This window comes from Halalkalicoccus sp. CG83, from assembly GCF_037081715.1.
In the GTDB taxonomy this organism is placed as follows: domain Archaea; phylum Halobacteriota; class Halobacteria; order Halobacteriales; family Halalkalicoccaceae; genus Halalkalicoccus; species Halalkalicoccus ordinarius.
In genome coordinates this window covers 88,234-103,442 of the sequence record NZ_JAZDDH010000003.1, presented here as the reverse complement: position 1 = coordinate 103,442, position 15,209 = coordinate 88,234, and the positions used below count along the sequence as shown (strand labels likewise).

Genomic DNA, 15,209 nt, shown 5'->3' with positions numbered 1-15,209 from the left:
GTCCCCCACGGATTAATTTGTTACCACTTACCACAATAGCTTTATATATTCAGAGAGAACGTTAGTGAATAAATCTCGGAATGCGGGAGATACGCGCTGCCGCTATCGACGGCAATGAACCGCCAGCAAACGCCGTTCTCTCGTATGAAGGGAGCAACGAGTCCCAGTTCACCGACCGCGCCATCATCGGACGTACCTCGGCGAAGACCGTATGGTCGAGCCCCAGGTCCGGTAGACGCAGATTCTCCGGTGACAGTCCCCGGTGCGATCGCCGGAACGTTCCTCAGGAACGGAAACGCACACTCCTGCTAGTCGCTATACGCGTCAAGGAGATCCCACTCCTCGCGTATCAGTTCTCTGACGCCGTGTTCGAGTATCCCTTCCCCGAGTGAGGTGGCCCGATAGTACGAGTAGAGACCGTCGCTGTCGGGTGTCTTCTGTTTTCGATTCTCGACGAGTCCCACACTAACGAGTGCATCAAGATGGTAGTGGAGCGTGTTCGACGGGAGGTCGAGTCCTTGCTCGAGTTCTTTCGCACTCTGGGCTCCCTTTTCGGTGAGGAAATGGAGAATCCGAAAGCGGGTCTCGTTACCGATCGCTCGCTGCATGTCCAGATACTGCTCAAGAGAGAGGAGACTGTGCTCTGGCAGGAGTCCTGCCAGATCGTCCGCGTCGGGGGACGAACGATCGGTTTCGGACATACTCAGTACTTAGACAAGTAGACGCATAAGTGCTTGCTGACTCAGTACTCATAGAAAACCAGCTTATTTATATATAAACGCGAAATGCTGGTGTAATGCGCGACCGCCTGATCGGCGAACTCGGCGAGCTCGCCCACTCACGCTTTCTCGTCTATCTGATGGGACCCTACAAGACGTTCGACGTCGATGCACTGCTGGACGCGGCGGAGAACGACGACCACGAGACCCTGAGTTCGATCCCCGAGTCGGTGGATTTCGGTACACTTGTCGGATCGGATATCGATCTCGACCAGCAAGAGGCAGTACTCGATCTCCTGTTGTACGCCCGCGATCGACTCCGAACTGATCCGGGCGTCAACGCGTTTCTGGCCATCGATATCGACGTCCCGCTGGAGGAGATGGACGCTGCAACACAGAGCATCGAATTCGCGCTCGCAAGCAACGCTGTCGTCTATATCGTCCCGAGGATTGGTGATAACCTCGGTGTCGGCATCGAAACGGGATCCGTTCTCGAGGCGATCTTTCGTCAACGCGATGAGCCAACGCCGACGACCGCACATCAAGAACGAGTCCTGTTCATCCACGAATCCGGTGTCCGGAGTGCGATGATTGCTGCAGTGCAAGACCGGTGGGACGCTCGCATCTACTCGTATGACGACCGCGAGGATCTCGTCCAGCAACTCCGGTTGTTCATCCGTGATCTCGCACGACGAGAACAACGTGGCGACCTCCCACAGCTCGATTAACATTTGCCCAAGGAACTTGCTTACACAGAAATACTCTAATTTAGTATAGATCGGAGTGGATATCATCGTTAAAACGGTCGAACAGCCGCCTGAACAATAGTCTGCGTCGCTAACGACACTTTACTTCGGATGGCTACGCTCCAATAGTACCTTACAGAAATCGTAGTCAGATTAGAGAAGTGTTCGATCATGCCGCTTCGGAGACCTCATATGCAACTCTCATGTCATCGGATGAATGGATATCGTCCCAAGAGGGCTCGACAGAACCAAGCCGGGGCTCGTAGTACACCACCACTATGCGCTCGCTCACCTCCTACCCCCAACTCGCCGGCGAGCTCTTCGAGACGGTCCAGCTATCAGGGACGTTCAGGGACTCGAAGACGTTCGTCGACGCCGTTCCCGACCGTGAACCGGAGGAGATCGGAGAGCGCTTCGAGCGCGAGCGCGAGAGGCCCGACTTCGATATCGAGGAATTCGTCTCCGAATCGTTTACGCTGCCAGAAGATCCCGTCACTGCCGCCGACCCTTCGCGGATCTCGATGGAATGGTACATCGACGAGCTCTGGGAGCATCTCATCCGCAACCCGAGCGAGGAACGCGAGTGGAGCACGCTGCTTTCCGTCCCACATCGGTATATAATCGCCGGTGGGCGGTTCCGAGAGTCCTACTACTGGGATACGTACTTTGCCGCCATCGGATTAGCCGTCACGGGACGGATCAACCTCATCGCCGAGCTCGCTGAGAACTTCGCGGCGCTCATCGACCAGTATGGCTGTGTCCCGAACGGAAACCGCCTCTATTATGTGAGCCGATCACACCCGCCGATGTTCTGCCACCTCCTCGATGTCCTCGAGAGTGAACGCGGGACCGAAGCGATCCAGTCGTACCTCCCGAAACTGCGACGCGAGTACGAGTTCTGGATGGATGGCTCAGCGGGGGTGACCGACGCCGACCCAGCCTCCCGTCGCGTCGTCCGGACTAATCACGGCGTACTCAACCGACACTGGGACGACCGCGCCGCCCCGCGCGAGGAGTCCTACCGGGAGGACGTCAGCCTCGCGGAGGCAACGGAAAGGGAGAACCGACAGATCTACCGGGACGTCCGGGCGGCCTGCGAGTCCGGCTGGGACTTCAGCAGCCGGTGGCTCGATGACCAGAACGACCTGGCGACGATTCGAACGACGGAACTACTTCCGGTCGACCTGAACGCGTTGTGTTACGCGATGGAGTGCAAGCTCTCGAGGTGGGAGCTGGCATTCGGAAACCGGGAACGCGCAGAGCGGTACGCTCAGGCCGCCGAGAGACGGCAACGCGCGGTCGAGGAACTCTGCTGGGACGAGGAAGCAGGCTTTTACTTCGATCATTGCTGGTCCGAGGGACGGCGGACCGAAACGTGGTCACTCGCGGCAGTCGTGCCACTGTTCTGTGGGATCGCCACGGAGCACCAGGCGGCCGCAGTCGCGGGCCATCTCGAAGACCGATTTTTGCACCCTGGCGGACTGGTGACAACGCTCACGAGGTCAGGCGAGCAGTGGGACTCTCCGAATGGGTGGGCGCCGCTTCATTGGATGGCGGCCGTGGGTCTCTATCAGTACGGCCACGAGCGACTCGCGGAGCTGATCGCCGGCCGATGGCTCGACCTCAACCGGACGGTGTTCGATCGGACTGGGCGGATGCTCGAGAAGTACGATGTGACGGGCGGCTCCGGGGTGGGCGGCGGTGGTGAGTACCCCCTGCAGTTTGGCTTTGGGTGGACTAACGGCGTCGCGCTCGCACTGCCGGCACTGTTCTACTAGAGGTTGTAAAGATCCCGCTACGGTTTTGCTTCGAGCACCATGTTGAACGGTGGTGTCTCGGTCGCGCGGCGAAACTGCGTGAATCCGCCCTCAGTGACCACCTCACGCAGTCGGGCTTCTCCGGCCTGTGCGCCCAACGCGTGGGAGCCCTCCTGATCAAGCGCGTTTGGCGTACACAGCATCGTGGACATCGAATAAAACATCCGCCCACGCGGATTCAGATTCTCATCAACCTGATCACCGCTCAGTGGCTCTACGATCATCCACGTGCCATCGGCAGCGAGCGTTTCTCTGACGTGTTTTGCAACACCGACTGGATCGCCCATGTCATGCAGGCAGTCGAATGTGGTGACGAGATCGTACTCAGCACCGGTGTACTTCTTGGCAGTCGCGACCTCGAAGCTGACTTGGTCAGCCACCCCGGCGGCAGCTGCACGCTCGCGTGCCGCTTCGATCGACCCCTCGTGGTAATCGACGCCGACGAACGTCGAATGTGGGTAGGCCTGTGCCATGGTGATCGTCGATTCGCCGTAGCCACACCCGAGGTCAGCGACTCGTGCCCCCTCCCGAAGTTTCTCGTCTACTCCCTCGAGGGCGGGGATCCAGTCGGAGACGAGGTTTTCCTTGAAGTCCAATTCGGAGATGCGAGACATGCCTTCAAAGACCCCCTCATCGTGTTCGTGCCACCCGACGCCTTCACCGGTACGGAAGGCTGTCTCGATGTCAGGCAGCGACCCCCCGGCGGCGACGGCGATCTGGAACAGGCCCGCAAGGGGGGATGCCGGACCGACCGTATCGGCCAGCAGGAGCGCCTGCTCTGGAGAGAGGCTGTAGCGCTTCGTCTCAGGGTCGTAGCTCACGTAATCGCTGGCTGCACTCGCGGCGAGCCACTCGCGCACATACCGCTCAGCGGTGTCAGTCCGGTCGGCGAGTTCGCGTGGCGTGAGCGGTCCGTGTTCGGCGAGCGCATCGTAGAGTCCGAGCCGATCACCGATGATGGCTAACGGTGCGTACGCGATCGCACCGATATCTGTAGTAGCAGTTTCGATCAACTCTTTGAGCCGGTCTTCGTTGATGGACATGGTGTTACCTCGTGGCCTATCTCCTCTATACGAGATAGTCATTGTTAAACACTACCAAAGTCAGAATTCTGACGGGAGATCCACATGCTCATTCTAACAATCAATTCATCCGGTCTGCGTTGGAGAAACTACAGCTGTTGTGCTGAATGCAGCCTCTATATCGGTATCCGAACGGTAAGTGCCTGGATACGCAGACTACCCCGTCAGCCGACTGAAGGCTCTGGATCTTTAAGCGATGTCATTAACGTGGTTTCACCGGCTGAAATCATGCGTATGGCGGTTGTAAAACTAGTTCACGCAGTTGCTGCGGTCGGCGGTATAACTTCCGGCGTCTGCGTTCTGAGGTAGTGGCCGACGAGCACGATCGCGGCACAGAGGGGAAGGACGCCGATCAGGCTGACGACCGGTCCGAGCACCAGTGCGGAGCCGATCGGTCCCGCGACCAATGTGGCTGGGAGGACCGCGATCAGTAGTGCCGCGAAAGGCTTCGACACGATTGACGCTCGCAGGAGCCCGATGCCCATGAGGAATGTGCCGAGGTTGATGCCGACCATAAGGCCGAGTCCAATAGCGATGTTCGCGGGCGTGACGATTTCGATCGCACCAACGACTGGTGCGGCGGTCGCGAAGGCGAATCCGACCGCGGCCATCCCCGACCCGATTACCGCGAGAAGGGTGCCCGCGCGCAGGAGACGTCCCCCCGTTCCGGAGAGGCGAACGTGCATCGCCGCGAAGCCGATGAAGACGAGGGACCACACGATCACCAGCGAACCTTCGATGGCGTAGTACCACAGTGGACCGACGTTATCTACCGGATCGGTCCCGTAGAGTGCGAGGAGACCTAGCAGTTCCAGTGCCGTTACGATCGTAAAGAACGCGAACAGGAGGATTCCGCCGGCAAGTGCGGCGAGACCCCCAGTGCGTACTCGCCGTGGCGTCCACCAACCGGCAGCCGCACCATCGTACTGTGTAGTATACGTTGACATTGTTACTCTGACTGTCGATAGATTAATCGAGAATCACTAGTCTACACGCTTTATAACGGCATTAATACAACACTTGATATGCCAGGTAAATCCAAGCAATATTAGGTACGCCGAGTGCCTGTTTCAGATGGAATCGTACACCGCATAGTACTAAATAGCCCGGCAGTAATCGCTTTTCCGACACTAACCGATCATCACCTTCACACGTGATACCGAGTCTCGTGGGAGATTCGCGCCCTGTATTCAGCACACGATTTCTATCAGCCATCGAGGATTTCGATACGGTGCCTCGTTTCAGGATCACTAGCCTTGCATCCCGATCGTACAGAGGGATGTAGAACCCTTCTGCGAGGAGGGGACCAGAAATGCGATCTCAGGAAAAGGAATCTTTAATACCACGAAAGAACAATATATACTGATCCTAACAGGGTCGATTTTCATTGACCTCGACGAGGGTTGAGTGATTACAGATGGTTCAGTACAGACAAACACAGACGGTAGGAATTAATGACGACCGGTGGATGCGAATCGGCACGATCGGCGCGCTGATCGGCGGCGGACTGGTGGCACTCATCGGGATCGCGCTACATAGCGTACTAAACGAGGCGCAGTTCGCGGTCGTTGACCCACTCGGCGTGATTGCGATAGCCCTCCTCGCACTCGGTCTCCCGGCCCTCTATCTGAGCGAACATCGCTGGTTTGGCACCCTGGCGAAGGCCGGTTTCGGGATAATGGCTGCCGGCTGGATCGTCGCGGCCGTCGGACTGCCCGTGGCCATCTATGGACCCGAGATTGCGTTCTTCGCGTTCCTGCTCGGACTGCTCGTCGCGATGATTGGAGCGTTCGTCTTCGGCGTCGCGACCCTGCGTAGCGACGAGGCGACGGTTCCTCGGCTCGGCGCGTGGCTCTTGGTCGCTGCGCTGCCCGTCGGCCTTCCGTTCACGATCGCCTTCACCGGCTACGTGATGGGCGAGTTTGCCGACCCGTGGGGTGGCCCGATGCTGCTTTACGGTCTCGCCTGGCTCGTCTTCGGTAACTACCTGCGAACACACCGGGGTGAGGTCTCGACCGGCAAAGCGACCCCTCAGTAATTCGTCCGTGTCACAACGTGGAAAATTCCCTTCGATTTCGTCATAGGATTATCAGTAGTCCTACGAATTGGTGGACTTAAGACGTTCAGTGCTCTCAAAGTTGCGAGAAGGAGCACAGATATCCAGTTATAGACCTCTGGTGAGAGACTGCCAACGTCTATACTGAATTTCCGCTTTGAGAATAGGCATCTCGGTGAATGAGTTCGGAGATTCAGCTACTGTATTCTCTTCGGCTTGGCACATTGAGCAGGGGCTGCCCTCGTCATCGCCGTCGAAGGCGAAGCCGACGTCACCTTCGATGAGCAAGACGAGTAGTCACTCGCACCGATGCGGCAGGCGGGGCGTTCGTCGCTACCGGGAGGCACGCCGATCCCGTGGGGAACGCAAGTGAGCCCGAGCCAGCGATGACCTACCTCATCATCCTCGACGTGTCCGACGGTGAGCCCCCGTTGACCCCCGTCGAACCGCCGGACTGCTGAGAAACCGCTCGCAACGCGCTGTGACGGAGCAGAGATCCACCCCGCTTTAGGGGCGGATCGCTGTAAGAACACGCGGACGGTGCGAGAATTACGCAAAGCAACTATCCAACTGAGTCAATGAGCCGGGCTGACGCCGGGTTTGGTGTTTACAACTGTCGGATGCCATGTGATGTTCGTGGGGAATACGCGCCCTCTATTCGGCAGTACCGACATTTAGTCAGAGAGGACTGGTAGTCGGTCGATACAAAAAAAGAACGACATCTACGTAGTATGATACACCATACCATACCTATATCTATGAGTGCGTTGATAATACTCAGGTGGTGGGGGAGAAGCAGCGACTAAGACTCACTGAGTGTGTTTTCTTCCACATCGCAGTGAAGACCGATCGAAGTGACCGAATTACAGCTCCTCCCAATATGGGACAAGGCACATGCGAAAGTTCAGAAGACAATGACAGAAGACGACCCATTAGGAACGCAACCTGAGAATCGGAGAGAGAGTCTCTATGGTGTAAACCGGCGTAGCCTCATGAAGGCGGCCGGCATACTTACCATGAGTGGTGGCGCGCTAACCGGTACTGCGGCTGCCACTGAACACGTAGATAACGGCGATATCGACGGCGAGTACGGAGACGTGACTGGTGGCACGTATATCGAAACACCGGATGGCGTACCGTTATATTATACCGAACGCGGCGAGGGCGAGACGATCGTGCTCATCCACGGCTGGACGTGTGACTCGGAGTACTGGTGGCAGAAGAACGTTGATGCGCTCGCCGAGAATCACCACGTCGTCACCTACGACCTCCGGGGCCATGGACTCTCCGGGAAAACAGACGACGGCCATACACTCTCGGGGTACGCGGATGATCTCGATTTCCTCATGGGGTCGCTCGATATCGAGGACGTGACGCTCGTCGGCTGGTCGATGGGTGTTCCGATCATATTGACCTATCTAGAGAGGTGTGGTAACAGGCGCGTCCGGGCAATCGGCCTCGTCGATCAGACACCGAAGTTCTACTCGGAGGACGGTTGGGAGTTCGCTCTCTTGGGCGAGTTCTCCGAGGAAGGTCTCGCTGAACTAGTGGGAGGTCTCGAATCGAACCGGTCCGAGACGGCCAAGCCAATCATTCAGGCCTTCTTCGCTGAGCCCCGCTCGGAGGAGCGGCTTGCTGAGATGTACGCCCGGACGACACTGACACCAACCTCGGTTGCAACGGCCATGCTGAACGACCTGGTTCCGAAGGACTTCCGGGACCACCTTCCGAGGATTGATGTTCCAACACTGCTCCTCTACGGGGAGCACAGCGCGGTCTTCCCCGGGCCGCTGGGCGAATGGATGCACGAACAGATTCCGGATTCGGACCTCGTGACGTTCGCTGAGAGTGGCCACAGCCCGTTCTGGGAGGAGCCAGAGAAGTTCAACACCGAACTCGCGGAGTTCGTCGCGCGGGTTACGGATACGGAACCCCCGGTGACAAACTGAGACACGCGACTGGTTCAGCACAACCCGTCTAGAAGAACCAAAGCGTTGTGGTGAATATACCCTCTGTATCTTGTACAGCTCTACGGACCTACCTATCCGTTATTAGAAGTAGCGTGCTGAAGACAGACGCGTATCTTGCAGACATTTTCACTCAGCCCATGGTATCAAGCTCCGCCTTTTGAACAGAGGTGGCGGTTTGGTAACGTTCTTCCCTCCTGCCGAGAAAGTGTGGTAACAGTTAACACAGTACGCGATATAGAAGAAACCACACTTAATTGTTGGCTCGACAGTCTTCAGATAAGCTGAGTCTATGCGAACGGTTGCAGCCAGTTTTCGACGGTATCAGCCCTAGCGTGACTGAAACGGTTTGAAAACTGGTTAGTTCGTCATTTTGCTTCGCAAAAGACACGTTCGATCCAGCCACCTGAAGGAACAGAGACCGGCCTATCCGGAACTCCTCGACGTAGCCATCCGGCGTGGACGCAGTCCCTCTTGTTGCGGGATCATAGCCGATGTCCGCCACCCACGCTTCGATCGCCTTCTCAACTGTTGTGACAGCTGCCGTTGAGATGTTCTCCTCAGCGTGGGAAGTTATAACAATACACAAATAGACGATTCGGATAGCACGATGGCTACCCAATTTCACCTATTAGAAGCAACCGTTGACGAGATACACAACGCAATGAGAGATGGTGACATTACGAGCAAAGAACTCGTTGAGCGCTATCTCGCACGAATTGATGCATATGATCGTCAGGGTCCCGAATTGAATAGCGTCGTCACAATTAACGAAGATACAGTCGAGCGTGCGGCAGAACTAGACGAAAGACTAGAGACGGATGGATTCGTTGGCTCGCTTCATGGCATTCCAGTTCTCGTTAAAGACCAAGTGGAGACCGCCGGAATAACGACGACGTTTGGCTCCGAGGCTTGTGTTGACTATGTTCCGAGTGCTGATGCGACCATCGTCGCGAAACTCAAAGACGCTGGAGCAATCGTCCTAGCGAAGACCAATCTTCCGGATTGGGCTGCCGCGTATTTCGGTTACTCTTCGGCCAACGGACAAACGAAGAACCCATACGATCTTGATCGGGATCCAGGTGGATCCAGTGCTGGGACCGGGGCTGGTGTCGCTGCCAACCTCGGGACGATCGGTGTCGGTGAAGACACTGGTGGCTCGATTCGTGTTCCATCAGCGAACTGCAACCTGTTCGGTATTCGTGTGACGACCGGGCTCATCAGCCGAACGGGGCTCTCACCGATCGTGCCACGGCAGGATACTGCCGGACCGATGGCACGAACAGTCACTGATATGACGTATCTTTTAGATGTTCTCGTCGGATACGATCCAGAGGATTCCTGGACTGGTGCCGTAGCACAAACGGATATCGATTCGTATACGGACTGTCTCAACGAGGAGGGACTCAATGGCGTCCGTATCGGCGTATTGCGTGAGGCGTTTGAATCGGACGATAACCCTCGAGCAGCACCGGTAAACGATGTCGTCGACACGGCACTCAACAGGATGGCTGAGGCAGGCGCCGAACTAGTCGATCCGGTAGCGATTCCTAATATTACAGAGCAGATCGAGGAGACAACAGTATATACCTACTATGCGACACTGTATCTCAATGAATTTCTCGCAGAACGCGAGGCGATTCCATATGATTCTGTGGGAGAACTCTACGAAGCGGGAGCATATCATGAGGATCTAGGTCTCCTCAAGGCGATCGCTGAGATGACAGCTGATCCGGAAGAAGAACTCGATTTTTGGCGTAGTTCACTCGGCCAAGAGTCGTTTCGGCGTGACGTCTTGGAGACGTTCGCCGCTAACGATCTTGATGCGATCGTATTTCCGGATGTACAGGTAGTGCCACCAACGATGTCGGATCTCCGTGAGCGATATACAACAGCGAACTTCCCAACAAATACCCCAATTGGGGCACAAACGCAGTGCCCCGCGATCTCAATTCCCGGAGGGATGACCGACACGGGCCTCCCGGTAGGAGTTGAGCTTCTCGGGAAACCGTATCATGAACATCAACTCATCGAAATGGCGTATGCCTACGAACAGGTGACAGATACCAGGCAACCACCTGAGATAGCACCTTCACTGGATGCAAATTAACGCTTAGCCCGACGGAATTCTCGAAGGCCGCAAGCACGACCGGCCGGAAGTCGATCTCTACGATCCTGTCATGCGTGTAGGTGACTTGATATACTCGATGAACGTGGTGGATCACGAAATCAAACGGGACGTGTTCCTCGACCGGATGGTCGACGTCCTGCAGAGGAGGAGGGGAGGTCGGACTACTCCGCCGGACGGACTGTTTGGCCATCCTGGTGTACTCGGTCGAATTCTTTAAGATACGCGATCCGTTCGCGAACGTCAGCGACATCCAGATCCAAATCGGTCGCGAGTTCGTCAGCAGTCGTCGGTTCATTGAGTATCTGAAGCACTTCGAGTCCCCGATAGTACCTGTTCGTCAGCGCTTGGACACGGTCCTCGACCAGCGTGGTCACCCCGTACCGCTCCTCTAGGTCCACCAAGGCCTCGTTCGCGAAGGTAACAAACTGATCGTCGCCGAGCCAGTCGATCTGTGCTTCGAGTGCATCTCGGACGACATCGTAGTCAAGGCCAGCCTGTACGAGCACATTCATGTCCTCGATATCGTCGTTCCGACCCGCGATCAGCTTGAACAGAAAGATATCCTCGTTGCTGACCAGCCGCACCGTCAATCGGTCCGTGTCGAGGAACGGCTTGCTGCGCTCGCGCATTCCGTTGGTCAGAATGAGCTTGTTCGCGACCTGCTGGTGGAAGATATCGAGGCGACACCCATCGTCGTTCTCGACGCAGCTGGTCGCGCCTAGCGCCCGATAATCAGCGTCCAGGGATTGTACCTCCGTATACCCAAGGTCCATCAGGACGGCCCATAGCTGGCCGTACGCGTCGCCGTCCGCGACGACGAGGTCGATGTCCTTCGTCGCGCCTTTGAGGTCGCGCAGCGACATCACGCCACCGCCAATTAGGCAGACCGTGAGCGGGTCAGACAGCCCATCCGCGATTCGCTGGAACTCGTTCGCGATGTACTCATGTCCGAATGTTGGTCTCACTGTGATAGTTGCACCTCGTAGTCAGCCGCCAGCTCCTGGAACTCGTCCCACTCAGGGAGACGGTCATCGTCGACCTCTCCGTCCGTCTTGAGGTACCGAAGCAGGACGTCGATCTCGTCTTCAAGCCCGTATTGTGCTGCTCGCTCTTGGAGGGCGCTCTCGTCGATATCCGCGTGACTGAGCAACAGTAGACAGTACGAACGGTGGCGGGTGTCGTCGTTAATCAGCAACGTGTGACAACAGAGTTCCGCCGGCGAGACTCTCTCCAGATCCTCGGAATAGAGGTAGTAGTGGTGGCGGGTTAGCAGAAACTGGAGATCGAACGCCGCGAGTCGAGCGAGTCCGGTTTCGTGGAAGTTCTCGGCGTCGATCTCCGTCTCGGTCTGGGCGAGAAATTCGTCGTGATCCTCCCAGAGAATCGTTCCGGTCGGCGCGACCGCTTCGAGGCGTTGTCGGTGGAGATGGTGGGCTAGTTCGCGTGCGAACTCGTATAGTCGGTTGAATTCCCCGTTGAAGTCGTAACGGCCGTCGTCCGTGCCGACGAGACCACGGTCACGGAACCGCTTGAGAACTCGGTTGACGGTGTTGCGGTAGTTGTCGCTTCGGTTGGCGATTTCAGTGACGGTTCGTGGCTGGTCGAGATAGTACAGCACCTCCAGAGCCTTGCGGGTCAACAGATCGGGGAAATCGATATGGGAGTACTGACGAACGAGATCTTGGTAGACTTCGACGGCCCGGCTATCAGAGGGAATGACCCGTTTTCGGCGGCCGTCGCGTTCCGTGTAGACAAGCCCCTTCTCGACTAGATCTCCGACGGCCCGAGAAAGGTAGCTCTCGCTGTAGTCGAGCTTCGTCGCGAGTTCGGAGATTGTGTCACCGCGTTCGACGGTGGCAAGAACCTCAAGCTCGATACACCGGAGCATGGTGTAACATAGTAGGAAACTAATATATAAAGAAGTTGCGTGTAATGTTACAGCGAGAGCGGGTTGACGCTGCTAACTTCACTAACAAAATATCGATTGGCGGCTCTTATTCGTTAACACGGGGTAACAACCGATGTCCTACAAACCATCAAACCCATCAGTGGAACTTCCAAGGGACGTAGTCAACACCGAACTGTTCTAATCCTCACCCTCGGCTTCGAGCACCGCCAGCTGAACCTCTCTGTTCGCAAACTCGCTGCCAAGCGTCACCCGTCCACGACTATCCGTCCGCTTTTCGATGATCTGGTCCTTCGATTCGACGTAAACCTTCATTGTCTCTTCTCGAGTTCTCCGCCAGCTGTATCGGTTGTCTCAGGATCATAGCCGATGTCAGCCACCCATGCTTCATACGCAGCCCCACCGGTCTCGATAGCCGCTGCATCGTCCGGATCAGCTACGACGTCTTCTTCGCGAGCGACCTCGGTCGGGCTCATCGACTGACTGTCACCGAGCGCATTCCGTGCCCACGTCGCTGCGTCCAGATTCGTGGTTTCGAGATGAGCGATCACGGCTTGGTCGAACGCCGACGCCAACTCAACAGTCATATGACATTGTTCAGTACATGGTGTCCATCCATTGAGTGCAATCGGGTCACCGGCTGCACGAATGTCACTAGTTACCTAGATCAGTGTTGATCGTGAAGTTATCCAGTAGAGGAGATAGCACATGACAACCAGGGATGCAGTTATCATCGAAATGGGACAAGCGGAGACACAACCATGAGCGAGCGCCACCGCGACCAAAATCGAGATGTAAATACATCGCGATCCCACGAGCGTGTACGGGCAACTCGTGGGCGATCACGTAAGGAACGGTGGAACGACGATCACGCCGAATCAAAGCGATCAACCGTCAATGTCCGCATCCAGAGCAGGATCCCGGACATCAACAACTACGATCGAAGTGCCCAGGCCTACCGCGAATCGTATGTCAACCCACCCAACGGCTATTCGATCGGGGTGAGTGCTTGTGGTGGGCTAGAGTCGATCGTAGATTCGGAAACGGCTGAAGATCTCATCGACGAGATCGAACGAGAGCGGCACCGACGTCGACGGCCCGGCGACGATCCAGTACGACCGAGACAGCGCGCCCCCACCGTGAACATCGGTGGCCGAACGAAGGTTCCTGATGATATCGTCGCCTGGCACTGGACCCTTGAGAACGAAGCCGGCGAGATCGTCAGTCGAACGCGGCGTCGCGCGAACCTCGGCCCTGATGCCTGCGGGGCAACAGTGTTCGCACCCAAACTCGGACGATATCGCGCAAATCTGCGGCTTGAGCTGAAGGAAGGTGAGGAGCGGGCAACCAAGTCGTTTCAGCTCCGCAAAGACCGTCTGATCATCTCGATCGGCGATTCGTACGCCTCGGGTCAGGGCGTTCCTGATAAGAACAGCCACCCGCTTCCAGACGGAGGACAATCTGACCCGATCTGGGTAGAGCCAAAGGCCCACCGATCGTTCAAAGCAGGGCCGGCGCTCGCAGCGAAAGAGTTCGAAAACGCCTCTGAAGGCAACCTCGTTACCTTCCTGTCGTATGCCAGCTCAGGCGCCGAAATCAAAGCCGGACTGCTCGGAGCACAACACGAGTGGCAGGATGGTGGACAGCTCGACGAGATGAAGCGAGCGATCGGTGATCGGCCAATCGATGCATTACTACTGTCTATCGGCGGTAACGACGTTGGCTTCGCCGATGGTCTCAAAGAGCTCCTCTACCGAATCGACAAAAGCCAGTCCAAAACGGTCAGGGAAACCGAAGCGAAGATCAAGGGCCTTAACCACGACAGAGGGAAGGAGCGTGCGAAGTTCGACCAGCTCGCCGAGCGTATCAAGGAGCTCAATCCCGAGCAGGTGTTCATCACGGAGTACCCGACTGCACACTTCGATCGTGACGACGGCACCGTTGGTGATGGGTGTGGTGCGTTCAATTTAGACCTGTCCGAACGAATTACGGGGATCCCGAGCGTCGTGCTCCCGCGGATCTCGGAAAGCGACGCCCAACAGATCAAGCGACTGGGCAGGAAGCTCAACGAGGCAGTCAAGGAGGCTGCGGAGAAACACGGCTGGACATACGTCGATGGTATCGCGGAGGAGTTCGAAGGTCACGGCTACTGCAGCAACGAGCGGTACTTCGTTACAGTGTCGGAATCGTACGGGAACCAGCGCGATATCCAAGGCACCATGCATCCTAATCAGAAAGGACAGCGGGTGTACGCTGATCGGATTGCAGCCACTCTTCAACGTGAGATCGGCAATAGACGGGACCGGGACCGGAGCGTTCGTGATCATCGGGGACGAGACCGTAAGCGAACCGGCAAGACGTCTCGGCAACGCGACAGCGACGCGGACGCGAGTAACCGGAATCAGCCAACACGGGGCGACCGTAGACAGGGACGGGGTAGTCGGGGTAGCTCGAACTCCGGGCGTCGGTCCGGCTCCGTTCCCGACCAACGGAGACAGCGTCGATGACCGCTCAAGTACAACCATCATCGACACACTCCGTGCTTCGGAGATGCCATGTCGAACCCGGTAGCTGGGTGACCCTCGAGCAGTTCTGGAACGCACAGGGAACGGCGTTCTTTCGCAATCCCGCGGGCGCACGGATCAGGGTTCGGTACGGCGTTGGATGGTTGGGCAATTCACGCCAAGAGCAGCCACTGGATGGAGAAGGATACAAAAAACTGACAGTCGGTAAAGCAGGGGTAACACGTGCACGAATGCAGGTCAAGGTCACAAAGCCCAGCGAC

Annotated in this window: 13 protein-coding genes and 1 pseudogene; 6 read left to right on the top strand and 8 right to left on the bottom strand. The window is 56.9% G+C overall.

The annotated features are described in order from the left end of the window. Positions 1-308 precede the first annotated feature (308 nt). The gene (locus V0Z78_RS17590) at positions 309-701 is read right to left on the bottom strand and encodes an ArsR/SmtB family transcription factor (protein WP_336345984.1); all 393 of its coding nucleotides are present in this window, start codon (positions 699-701) and stop codon (positions 309-311) included. A gap of 95 nt (positions 702-796) precedes the next feature. Between V0Z78_RS17590 and V0Z78_RS17585 the strand changes: the two genes are divergently transcribed. Both V0Z78_RS17585 and treF read left to right on the top strand, forming a co-directional pair. Then, complete coding sequence (locus tag V0Z78_RS17585; protein ID WP_336345983.1) at positions 797-1,447, top strand: DUF7509 family protein; 651 nt, start codon at positions 797-799, stop codon at positions 1,445-1,447. A 296-nt stretch (positions 1,448-1,743) separates the two neighbouring features. Then, on the top strand, positions 1,744-3,243 hold the full coding sequence (gene treF / locus V0Z78_RS17580; protein WP_336345982.1) for an alpha,alpha-trehalase TreF: 1,500 nt from the start codon (positions 1,744-1,746) through the stop codon (positions 3,241-3,243). A 17-nt stretch (positions 3,244-3,260) separates the two neighbouring features. On the opposite strand, the gene V0Z78_RS17575 is transcribed toward treF, so the two are convergent. Beyond that, positions 3,261-4,325 (bottom strand): methyltransferase domain-containing protein, encoded by a 1,065-nt coding sequence (locus V0Z78_RS17575; RefSeq protein ID WP_336345981.1) that lies wholly within the window; start codon positions 4,323-4,325, stop codon positions 3,261-3,263. A 293-nt stretch (positions 4,326-4,618) separates the two neighbouring features. Next, complete coding sequence (locus tag V0Z78_RS17570; protein WP_336345980.1) at positions 4,619-5,089, bottom strand: hypothetical protein; 471 nt, start codon at positions 5,087-5,089, stop codon at positions 4,619-4,621. Between the two features lie 743 nt (positions 5,090-5,832). Between V0Z78_RS17570 and V0Z78_RS17565 the strand changes: the two genes are divergently transcribed. Both V0Z78_RS17565 and V0Z78_RS17560 read left to right on the top strand, forming a co-directional pair. Beyond that, a complete protein-coding gene (locus tag V0Z78_RS17565) occupies positions 5,833-6,402 on the top strand; it encodes a hypothetical protein (RefSeq protein WP_336345979.1) in 570 nt (189 codons plus the stop codon). A gap of 1,010 nt (positions 6,403-7,412) precedes the next feature. Continuing rightward, positions 7,413-8,369 (top strand): alpha/beta fold hydrolase, encoded by a 957-nt coding sequence (locus tag V0Z78_RS17560; RefSeq protein ID WP_336345978.1) that lies wholly within the window; start codon positions 7,413-7,415, stop codon positions 8,367-8,369. A gap of 308 nt (positions 8,370-8,677) precedes the next feature. Here the strand turns inward: V0Z78_RS17560 and V0Z78_RS19240 are convergent. Beyond that, positions 8,678-8,785 (bottom strand): annotated as a pseudogene (locus V0Z78_RS19240) (IS6 family transposase); the annotation flags it as partial. 212 nt (positions 8,786-8,997) lie between these two features. On the opposite strand from V0Z78_RS19240, the gene V0Z78_RS17550 reads away from it, so the two are divergent. Beyond that, positions 8,998-10,497, top strand: coding sequence for an amidase (locus V0Z78_RS17550; RefSeq protein WP_336345977.1), 1,500 nt, complete (start codon positions 8,998-9,000; stop codon positions 10,495-10,497). Positions 10,498-10,679: 182 nt separating this feature from the next. On the opposite strand, the gene V0Z78_RS17545 is transcribed toward V0Z78_RS17550, so the two are convergent. The 4 genes from V0Z78_RS17545 to V0Z78_RS17530 form a co-directional block, all read right to left on the bottom strand. Then, entirely contained in the window at positions 10,680-11,483 is an 804-nt protein-coding gene (locus tag V0Z78_RS17545) for a DUF6036 family nucleotidyltransferase (protein ID WP_336345976.1), read from the bottom strand. Then, positions 11,480-12,406 (bottom strand): ArsR family transcriptional regulator, encoded by a 927-nt coding sequence (locus V0Z78_RS17540; RefSeq protein ID WP_336345975.1) that lies wholly within the window; start codon positions 12,404-12,406, stop codon positions 11,480-11,482. The genes V0Z78_RS17545 and V0Z78_RS17540 overlap by 4 nt, the downstream gene beginning before the upstream one ends. A gap of 198 nt (positions 12,407-12,604) precedes the next feature. Then, on the bottom strand, positions 12,605-12,739 hold the full coding sequence (locus V0Z78_RS17535; RefSeq protein WP_336345974.1) for a hypothetical protein: 135 nt from the start codon (positions 12,737-12,739) through the stop codon (positions 12,605-12,607). Further along, positions 12,736-13,011 (bottom strand): hypothetical protein, encoded by a 276-nt coding sequence (locus V0Z78_RS17530; protein ID WP_336345973.1) that lies wholly within the window; start codon positions 13,009-13,011, stop codon positions 12,736-12,738. Before V0Z78_RS17530 ends, V0Z78_RS17535 begins: the two co-directional genes overlap by 4 nt. Positions 13,012-13,185: 174 nt before the next feature. Here V0Z78_RS17530 and V0Z78_RS17525 point away from each other — a divergent pair, with 174 nt between their 5' ends. Further along, on the top strand, positions 13,186-14,931 hold the full coding sequence (locus tag V0Z78_RS17525; protein WP_336345972.1) for an SGNH/GDSL hydrolase family protein: 1,746 nt from the start codon (positions 13,186-13,188) through the stop codon (positions 14,929-14,931). Positions 14,932-15,209 lie beyond the last annotated feature (278 nt).

What these genes read in the sequence shown, in the direction of transcription:
- V0Z78_RS17590 (WP_336345984.1), bottom strand. Translation starts at nt 701, where the DNA reads ATGTCCGAAACCGATCGTTCGTCCCCCGACGCGGACGATCTGGCAGGA.
- V0Z78_RS17585 (WP_336345983.1), top strand. Translation starts at nt 797, where the DNA reads ATGCGCGACCGCCTGATCGGCGAACTCGGCGAGCTCGCCCACTCACGC.
- treF (WP_336345982.1), top strand. Translation starts at nt 1,744, where the DNA reads ATGCGCTCGCTCACCTCCTACCCCCAACTCGCCGGCGAGCTCTTCGAG.
- V0Z78_RS17575 (WP_336345981.1), bottom strand. Translation starts at nt 4,325, where the DNA reads ATGTCCATCAACGAAGACCGGCTCAAAGAGTTGATCGAAACTGCTACT.
- V0Z78_RS17565 (WP_336345979.1), top strand. Translation starts at nt 5,833, where the DNA reads ATGCGAATCGGCACGATCGGCGCGCTGATCGGCGGCGGACTGGTGGCA.
- V0Z78_RS17560 (WP_336345978.1), top strand. Translation starts at nt 7,413, where the DNA reads ATGAAGGCGGCCGGCATACTTACCATGAGTGGTGGCGCGCTAACCGGT.
- V0Z78_RS17550 (WP_336345977.1), top strand. Translation starts at nt 8,998, where the DNA reads ATGGCTACCCAATTTCACCTATTAGAAGCAACCGTTGACGAGATACAC.
- V0Z78_RS17540 (WP_336345975.1), bottom strand. Translation starts at nt 12,406, where the DNA reads ATGCTCCGGTGTATCGAGCTTGAGGTTCTTGCCACCGTCGAACGCGGT.
- V0Z78_RS17535 (WP_336345974.1), bottom strand. Translation starts at nt 12,739, where the DNA reads ATGAAGGTTTACGTCGAATCGAAGGACCAGATCATCGAAAAGCGGACG.
- V0Z78_RS17530 (WP_336345973.1), bottom strand. Translation starts at nt 13,011, where the DNA reads ATGACTGTTGAGTTGGCGTCGGCGTTCGACCAAGCCGTGATCGCTCAT.
- V0Z78_RS17525 (WP_336345972.1), top strand. Translation starts at nt 13,186, where the DNA reads ATGAGCGAGCGCCACCGCGACCAAAATCGAGATGTAAATACATCGCGA.